The 8,276-nt window shown below is 44.2% G+C and carries 7 protein-coding genes and 1 tRNA gene; 5 read left to right on the forward strand and 3 right to left on the reverse strand.

What is annotated here, in order from left to right; all coding sequences use genetic code 11:
- Positions 1–18 precede the first annotated feature (18 nt).
- Both ACED59_RS16890 and yeiP read right to left on the reverse strand, forming a co-directional pair.
- The gene (locus tag ACED59_RS16890) at positions 19–348 is read right to left on the reverse strand and encodes an HI1450 family dsDNA-mimic protein (RefSeq protein WP_012604336.1); all 330 of its coding nucleotides are present in this window, start codon (positions 346–348) and stop codon (positions 19–21) included.
- A 10-nt stretch (positions 349–358) separates the two neighbouring features.
- The gene (yeiP, locus tag ACED59_RS16895; protein WP_009848748.1) at positions 359–928 is read right to left on the reverse strand and encodes an elongation factor P-like protein YeiP; all 570 of its coding nucleotides are present in this window, start codon (positions 926–928) and stop codon (positions 359–361) included.
- A 137-nt stretch (positions 929–1,065) separates the two neighbouring features.
- On the opposite strand from yeiP, the gene ACED59_RS16900 reads away from it, so the two are divergent.
- A complete protein-coding gene (locus tag ACED59_RS16900; RefSeq protein ID WP_017098189.1) occupies positions 1,066–1,833 on the forward strand; it encodes an elongation factor P in 768 nt (255 codons plus the stop codon).
- 133 nt (positions 1,834–1,966) lie between these two features.
- Here ACED59_RS16900 and ACED59_RS16905 read toward each other — a convergent pair whose 3' ends face one another.
- Positions 1,967–4,330, reverse strand: a complete 2,364-nt coding sequence (locus tag ACED59_RS16905; protein WP_017098190.1) for a DNA polymerase II — start codon at positions 4,328–4,330, stop codon at positions 1,967–1,969.
- Positions 4,331–4,756: 426 nt separating this feature from the next.
- On the opposite strand from ACED59_RS16905, the gene uvrY reads away from it, so the two are divergent.
- The 4 genes from uvrY (at position 4,757) to ACED59_RS16925 (ending at position 8,193) form a co-directional block, all read left to right on the forward strand.
- On the forward strand, positions 4,757–5,401 hold the full coding sequence (uvrY, locus tag ACED59_RS16910) for a UvrY/SirA/GacA family response regulator transcription factor (RefSeq protein WP_004729778.1): 645 nt from the start codon (positions 4,757–4,759) through the stop codon (positions 5,399–5,401).
- Between the two features lie 15 nt (positions 5,402–5,416).
- Positions 5,417–7,249 (forward strand): excinuclease ABC subunit UvrC, encoded by a 1,833-nt coding sequence (gene uvrC, locus ACED59_RS16915; RefSeq protein ID WP_017098191.1) that lies wholly within the window; start codon positions 5,417–5,419, stop codon positions 7,247–7,249.
- Between the two features lie 46 nt (positions 7,250–7,295).
- Positions 7,296–7,853: a CDP-diacylglycerol--glycerol-3-phosphate 3-phosphatidyltransferase gene (pgsA, locus tag ACED59_RS16920; RefSeq protein WP_012604331.1), complete on the forward strand. Its 558-nt coding sequence runs from the start codon at positions 7,296–7,298 to the stop codon at positions 7,851–7,853.
- 266 nt (positions 7,854–8,119) lie between these two features.
- A tRNA-Cys gene (locus tag ACED59_RS16925) sits at positions 8,120–8,193 on the forward strand.
- Positions 8,194–8,276 lie beyond the last annotated feature (83 nt).

Raw genomic sequence — 8,276 nt, forward strand, 5'->3', positions numbered from 1 at the left:
AGCTGGTTTAAGAAGAGCCTAGTCGCGTTTCCACAACATGTGACAGAACTTGTGTTCAGGGTCACGGCTGATCAGTAGACGAGCGAATACGTCATCTAAGACATCATCAGCTTCATTTACAAGACCAATGCGTACTTCAGCGTAGATCTCTTTGTCGACTTCAAAGCCAACATGTTCAACCCAATCGTCACCAGTTTCAACAAGTTCTGCAGCGCCACGATCTTCAAACTGAGCCGTGAATAAGATCACGTCTGCAGGTTCAAGATTATCAGCAGCCATCTCTAGAAAGATGTCGTATGCAGTGTCAATTGCGTCGTCGTAAGACATTAGGTCGTTAGCTTCGGTCATAATCAGTATCTTAGCTTGCGCGGTTCATGTATTTACGTTCAGCTGTGTTCACAACAACTTTGTCGCCAGTTGCAATGTACTCAGGAACTTGAACAGTAAGGCCTGTAGACAGACGAGCTGGCTTAGTACGAGCTGAAGCAGATGCACCTTTGATTGAAGGGTCTGTCTCTTCGATTACTAGCTCAACTGAAGTTGGTAGTTCAAGAGTCGCTGCAGTACCGTCGATAAGAATCGCGTACATACCTTGCGTATCTTCGTTGATGAACAGTAGTTCGTCTTCGATCATTTCACCGTTGAAGATGAATTGTGTGTAATCTTCGTTATCCATGAAGATGTACTCGTTGCCATCAACGTAAGAGAACATCACTGCACGCTTAGTTACGTCGATCGTTTCAACGATTTCGTCAGCCTTGTGACGAACTTCTGTTTTAACGCCAGTTGCTACATCGTGACCACGGAAGCGGTAAATCTTTTGACCGCCACGGCCACCTGGTGTTGTTACTTCGATATCTTTAACTAGTACTGTTTTGCCATCAACATTGATCGCAAAACCTTTTTTAATCTCACTTGCTCTAGGCATTTTGTGTTTGTCCTTATTGGGTCTATCCGGTGATTATATCTCGTAGACGCTATAAATAGGAATAGCTTGAATCATAAAGTCACCTAAGCGATCATAGAGAGACAGTTAAATCATTATTTTATTTACCGAAACGACCTATGCAGCTATCTGTTATTGACCCAACACAGCCATTTCAACCTGAATTTCAACCTGTGGTTAACGATCTGATTACCTTTCTAAAAGGTGGGTTAGGTTCTAATCTGCACAGTGTCTATGTTTATGGCAGTGTGGCACGCAAACAAGCCGTTGTCGGTCGCTCGAATCTAGATGTGGTTGTGGTTACCCATCGTCCTTTCCCAGATCAACGAACCACGCTGCTGAATACCATTAAATGGCGCTTCCAAAAGAGCTTCCCTCAGGTCACTCAAGTGGCGATCAAAACCACCTTGGTGAGCGAGATAGTTGATTTCGACAATATCTTTACGTGGGGCTTCATGCTTAAGCATTTAGCTGTGTGTGTGCATGGTGAAGATTTATCAGACTGCTATGGCGATTTCGAAACGAGTTGGGAAATTGCCAAACACTGGAATATGGACGCGGAGAATTGGTTAGCGGTTTATCATAATAAGATTGCCCGAGCAACAACGCCAGAGCAGCAAGTCGCCGCGCAAGTGATTATTGCCAAGAAGCTTCTGCGAGCCAGTTACTCTTTGATTATGTACCGAGACAAGAATTGGTTCGATGCACCTATGGAGTGCGGTCAACAGTTCTTGAGATATCATCCAGAGAAAGAAGTTGAGATTCAAAGATTGGGTATTCTGCTGTCTGGACGAGCGATTCCCAAACGTTCGGTGATAGGGATTCTTGATGGCTTTGGTGAATGGCTGGTTAAGCAGTATCAGAAAACTGAGTTTCGAATCGGATAGGGCTTCGTAAGCTATCCGTTGATATGAAAAAGCAGAGCGAGTTAAGAACTCCTCTGCTTTTTTCGTTTTGATGTCCGGTTCGAGTTTTAATAGATATCTCGAGTCTAATGTCGCCTCGAAAAGAGAATTAAATCTAGAACAGGCCTAGTTGCTGCCCGCTAACTCTTTCAAAATCTAAACCAATGAAGGGCAAAATCGCTTCTGCGACCGGTTTAATCTGCTTGTCGATGTAATGTTGATAATCGATGCCACTCTTTAAGTACTCCTTGGGCTCAGGGCCACTCAGCGTAATCAAATATTCAATACGTCCTTTGTTTTGGTATTGAAGTGGGCGACCGAGCTGAGCATTGATCTCATCGGCTAATCTTGCTGCGCGAACCTGTGGCGGAATGTTCTTCTGGTATTCATGCAATTTACGGCGCAAGCGCTTTTGATAAACCAGTAGGTCATCGTGTTTGCCTGCGGATGTTTCATCGACAAACTGTCTAACATAATCACTTGGATCTTGGTCGTGAAAGACCATCTCATACAAGGTTTGTTGGAACTGTTGTGCGAGAGGCGTCCAATCGGTTCGTGCACTTTCAAGGCCTTTAAAAATGATCTTCTCTTGGTCACCTTGATTGATTAAGCCTGCATAACGTTTCTTCGATCCTGTCTCAGAGCCCCGAATTGTCGGCATTAGAAACTTGCGGTAATGGGTCTCGTATTCCAATTCAAGTATCGAGGTGAGGTTGTAGACCTCTTTCAGGTGATTCGTCCACCAGTCGTTGATGTAAGCAACAAGAGAGTGACCAATCTCGTCTGCTTGTTCTTGCTCAAAACTGCCATTAAGAGACACGAAAGTTGAATCGGTATCTCCGTAAATTACTTGATACCCTTTATCTTCGATCAGAACCTTGGTTTGCTTCATGATCTCATGACCACGCATGGTGATCGATGACGCCAATCGAGTATCAAAGAAACGACAACCAGAAGAACCCAGCACACCATAGAAAGAGTTCATGATGATCTTAATCGCCTGAGAAAAAGCTTTCTCGTTATTTTTCTTTGCGACATCACGCGCTGCCCAGAGATTTTCGATCATCTCTGGTAGAAAGTGCTTAGAGCGGTGGAATTGACCGCCACGAAACCCAGCCACCGCTTGGTCTTCTTCAGAGCCTAACTCTAACTTTAGTCCTTCAATTAACCCCATCGGGTCAATTAAGAAAGAACGAATGATCGATGGGTAAAGGCTCTTAAAATCGAGTACCAACACAGAGTCATAAAGGTTGGGAATCGAATCCATCACATAACCACCGGGGCTAGCGATCCAGTTCTCAGGCTCTAAGTTCGGCGCGACGTAACCTGCTCGGTGTATTTGAGGCATGTATAAATTAGTAAAGGCCGCAACAGAGCCACCAACACGATCCAGCTCGACACCGGTTAATCGAGAGCGCTCAATCGCGAAGTCGAGTAGGTGAGTGTGTTCGAAGATGCGATTTACTAGCACGCAGTCTTGAAGGTTGTACTTGGCGAGCGAAGGCTTATCGAACTTAAACATCCGGTTTATCTCATCCATGCGGTCGTGAACGTTATGGATGTCTTTGCCTTCGCCGAGTAGCTCTTGAGATACCGATTCAAGAGACCAAGAGCGGAAGTGGTAGGTCGCTGTCTTGAGCATGTCGATGCCATCCAACACAACGCGGCCTGGGATAGTGATAAAGCCTTGCTGGTTTTGTGCAGAACTACGGAAAAAGCTTGGTTGATTGTCTCTACCGATACTGAGTTTCACTTCGTTCCATTCCGAACGCTTGTGCAGCAGCCTAAAGTCGAAATCAATGACATTCCAACCGATGATGATGTCTGGGTCAAACTCGGAGAACCACGCAATCATAGCTTCAAGCAGCTCTTTCTCGTTGGTAACCCATTGGACGTTTGTGTCAGCCTCTTGTGGTTCGCCGACCATGATGACTCGGCTGTCCATCGGGCTGTCTAAGCCAATGGAATAAAGTACGCCTTTTTCCGAGCATTCAATATCAAGCGAAACCACAGACAAGTTTGGCAAGTAATCGCCAGTTCGACATTTTGCGTTCGATACTCTGCGATGCTGTCTTTTTGGGGTGATAGTGCCTGTGAATTCGATACTGCCTTTAATAAAGCGTTCCATTAAGAATCGATCGGCGAGTCGAATATCGCTTTCAAAGGTTTGGATTTCTTCGCTGTGAAAGGCTTGCGCTAAACTAAAGCTACTTCTCGACAGAGAGGTGTAACAAGCGGCTAAAGGGGTTTGGTCAAATGTTGCTAGCTCTAAAGGCTTTAACTGGCAATTGATAGACTCTTTCGCTGCGATAGCCTGACATGCTTCAACATCAGTTTGCGCGACAAAAAATACAGGCTTTTCATTTTGAATTATCAGTAGAGTAGGGCCTTGAGGGGTGCTTAACCACAAGTCGATTTGTGTGCGCCCTGAAAAGTCTCTTGCTTGTCTTGTGAGTACAAAGCCTTGCTGAATATCCAATGTAGTAACCTATTGAAATTGGGAATCGAATACTACCACCTAGCGACCCTCAGCGCATAACAGGCAGCAAAAATACTAACTAAATTCTAGTTAACAGAGGCAAATAACGGGACTCTATAAGCAAATAAGTGAAATTGTCGCGAATGGCTATTCAATGGTATTGAAAATATCTTTATCTTGTGTAATTTTATTGGGCGTTGTTTTAACTGGTTGATTTTTAGAAAAAGCTTGTTGTTTTAGTTGGCTTATTTGTTAATAAGTACTTGCTAAAGTTCGTGTTTCAGCACATATTCAACAGAGCTTTTTTTTAGTAATTAAGTTAAGATGTACTCAATGCTGCGATTCACTGTTCCTTTGTTCAATTGTTTCAAACAGATGAAATGACACAGTGGTTGCAGAGCCAATTAATAGTGTGGAGATACAAGTTTGATAAATGTTTTCCTTGTAGATGATCACGAGCTGGTTCGCACAGGGATACGACGTATTATTGAAGACGTCCGTGGAATGAACGTAGCAGGGGAAGCTGAGAGCGGTGAAGATGCTGCAAAATGGTGTCGTACTAACAATACTGACGTTATTTTGATGGATATGAATATGCCTGGTATTGGTGGCTTAGAAGCAACCAAGAAAATCTTGCGTTTCAACCCTGATGTTAAAATCATCGTTTTAACTGTTCATACGGAAAATCCGTTTCCAACTAAAGTGATGCAAGCTGGAGCTGCTGGTTACCTTACTAAAGGGGCAGGTCCGGATGAAATGGTAAATGCAATTCGAGTGGTTAATAGTGGCCAACGATACATTTCGCCAGAAATTGCGCAGCAGATGGCTTTGAGCCAATTCTCGCCTGCGTCTGAAAATCCATTCGCAGACTTATCTGAACGTGAACTTCAAATCATGATGATGATTACCAAAGGTCAGAAAGTGACGGATATTTCAGAACAACTCAATCTAAGTCCTAAAACAGTCAACAGTTACCGCTACCGTTTGTTCAGCAAATTGGATATCAGTGGCGATGTAGAGCTGACGCATTTAGCGATTAGACATGGAATGTTAGACACTGAGACCCTTTAACACTGAGATCGTATAGTGACCAACTTGTTTGACTCAGTCTCATTCCTCAAGACAGTAACAGAGCAGCCCGGCGTTTATCGAATGTATAACGCCGAGGCTGTTGTTATTTACGTCGGTAAAGCTAAGAACCTCAAAAAACGCCTTTCCAGTTATTTCCGTAAAAAAGTCGACAGTGAAAAAACACGCGCTTTAGTCAGCAATATTGACAAGATCGATGTCACTGTAACGCACACGGAAACAGAAGCGCTCATCCTTGAGCATAACTACATCAAGCAGTACTTGCCTAAATACAACGTACTTTTGCGTGATGATAAGTCGTACCCTTATATTTTTATTAGCGGTCACAAGCATCCTCGTTTGTCGATGCATCGTGGTGCTAAAAAGAAAAAGGGCGAATACTTTGGTCCTTACCCTGATTCCGGCGCTGTGCGTGAGACGCTACACCTAATCCAAAAGATTTTCCCTGCCCGTCAGTGTGAAGATACCGTTTATGCCAATAGAACGCGCCCGTGTTTGATGTATCAGATTGGCCGTTGTGCTGCGCCATGTGTCAGCTCAATCATCTCTGATGAAGAGTACAGTGAACTTATCGATTACGTTCGTCTGTTCTTGCAAGGGAAGGACAAGTTAGTCCTTGAGACGCTCATCGAAAAGATGGACACAGCAAGCCGAGAGCTTCGCTTTGAGCAAGCTGCCGCGTTCCGTGACCAAATCCAAGCGATTCGACGCGTGCAAGAACAACAATATGTATCCGACGATTCAATGGAAGATATGGACGTGTTGGGCTTTGCTCAAGAGAATGGCGTAGCGTGTATTCATATCTTGATGATTCGCCAAGGCAAGGTTTTAGGCAGTAGAAGCCATTTCCCGAAAATTCCCACCAATACGGTGCGAGAAGAGGTTTTTTCGAGCTTTTTAAGCCAATACTATCTTGCGCATAATGAAGCGAGAACCATCCCAACTCGTTTGATTCTCAATGCCGATTTGATGGAAGATATCACACCGATTCAAGAAGCCTTGTGTGAAGTGGCGGGTCGTAAGATTCACTTCAATACCAACCCTTCAGGTACTCGAGGTCGTTACCTTAAACTCTCGAATACCAATGCATTGACGGCTATTACCACCAAGATTAATCACAAGATGACCATCAACCAGCGCTTTAAAGAGCTTCAAGAAGTGTTGTCGATGGATGTGATTAAACGGATGGAATGTTTTGATATCAGTCATACCATGGGTGAAAGTACGATAGCGTCTTGTGTGGTGTTCAATCAGGAAGGCCCTGTTAAGCCGGAATACCGCCGTTACAACATCACTGGCATTACCGGTGGTGATGATTACGCGGCAATGGCTCAGGCGCTTGAGAGGCGTTACTCGAAGCAACTTGATGTCGATAAGATCCCAGACATCATTTTTATCGACGGTGGTAAAGGTCAGCTCAACCGCGCTCATGAGATCATTTCTCAATATTGGGGTGATTGGCCATTTCGACCAAGAATGATGGGTATAGCCAAAGGGGTTACGCGCAAACCGGGTTTAGAAACCTTGGTGACTCTTGAAGGCGAAGAGTTCAATTTACCCAGTGATGCGCCAGCGCTACACCTTATCCAACATATTCGTGACGAAAGCCATAATCATGCTATAGCCGGGCACAGAGCAAAACGTGGTAAAACGCGTAGAACCAGTGCACTTGAAGGAATTGAAGGGGTAGGGCCTAAGCGTCGTCAATCTTTGTTGAAATATATGGGTGGCTTACAAGAACTTAAGCGTGCAACTGTCGAAGAAATAGCCAAAGTGCCGGGCATTAGTCATTCTTTGGCAGAAAACATTTATCAAGCATTGAAACAATAGTAAAAATCCCGCACCATTAAAGCGCAATTGATAAGAGCCTAATAATATGCGTTTGAATATACCTAACATTTTGTCCTTACTGAGACTATTTTTAATCCCAGTATTCGTTGTTGTTTTTTACCTACCTTATGAATGGGCTCCTTTTGCTGCTGCAATGGTGTTTTGGGTAGCGGGTTTTACTGACTGGCTAGATGGCATGCTGGCTCGTAAACTAGGACAAACGTCTCGCTTTGGTGCCTTTATTGACCCCGTGGCGGATAAAGTGCTCGTTGCTACTGCTCTTATCTTAGTTACCGAGCATTATCACTCGATCTGGGTGACTATTCCTGCTGTGACCATGATTGGTCGTGAAATTATCATCTCGGCGCTTCGTGAATGGATGGCTGAAATCGGCAAACGTGCAAGCGTTGCGGTATCTTGGGTTGGTAAAGTGAAAACCGTTTCTCAGATGTTCGCTCTTTGGGTACTTATCTGGCGATACGACGACTGGATGGTTTGGGTGGGTTACATTGCACTCTATGTTGCAACCGTTCTTACTTACTGGTCAATGGCGCAATACTTGATGGCCGCCAAAGATGATTTGTTAGACGAAAAACACCATTGATGAAGAAGCGAGCTGAGGCTCGCTTTTTTGATCTTTAACCTAAGGTTAAATTATCAATAGTGGATATCTAATGTGATATAGATCTCCTTTGAATAGCCTGTCCACAAAGTGCTTTGCACACAAAGTCAGCTATTTAGCCTGTTTCGTATAAAATCTATTCAAACGAATTAAAAATACAAAAATAATATTGACTCAAACGCTCGAATCCGTAGAATGCATCCCGTACCCAAGAGGATGGCAATAAGCGATTCGATTGGAGTTACTAAGGCGCCTTGGCAGAGTGGCTATGCAGCGGATTGCAAATCCGTGGACCTCGGTTCGACTCCGGGAGGCGCCTCCATTATCTCTTTCGTTTAGAAGAGTAATGAAAATGCGATACTAGCTCAGTTGGTAGAGCGCAACCTTGCCAAGGTTGAGGTCATC

The organism is Vibrio sp. FF266 (genome assembly GCF_041439695.1).
In the GTDB taxonomy this organism is placed as follows: Bacteria; Pseudomonadota; Gammaproteobacteria; order Enterobacterales; family Vibrionaceae; genus Vibrio; species Vibrio tasmaniensis_A.